The 225-nt window shown below is 53.8% G+C and carries 1 tRNA gene; it reads right to left on the bottom strand.

Annotated features, from left to right (window positions below):
* Positions 1–2: 2 nt before the first annotated feature.
* A tRNA-Ala gene (locus Q1B11_RS20375) sits at positions 3–75 on the bottom strand.
* Between the last annotated feature and the right edge of the window lie 150 nt (positions 76–225).

The raw sequence follows: 225 nt of genomic DNA, 5'->3' as shown, positions 1-225 counted from the left end.
GGTGGAGCTAAGCGGGATCGAACCGCTGACCTCAACACTGCCAGTGTTGCGCTCTCCCAGCTGAGCTATAGCCCCAAGCGTTGGTGAATTATGCCACCTTGAACAACAAATTCAACGACAAATTCAACCTATTGCTGACAGCAATAATAAAGTGGCGTCCCCTAGGGGACTCGAACCCCTGTTACCGCCGTGAAAGGGCGGTGTCCTAGGCCACTAGACGAAGGG

The organism is uncultured Endozoicomonas sp., assembly GCF_947495845.1.
In the GTDB taxonomy this organism is placed as follows: domain Bacteria; phylum Pseudomonadota; class Gammaproteobacteria; order Pseudomonadales; family Endozoicomonadaceae; genus Endozoicomonas.
This window is presented reverse-complemented; position numbering and strand designations above follow the sequence as displayed.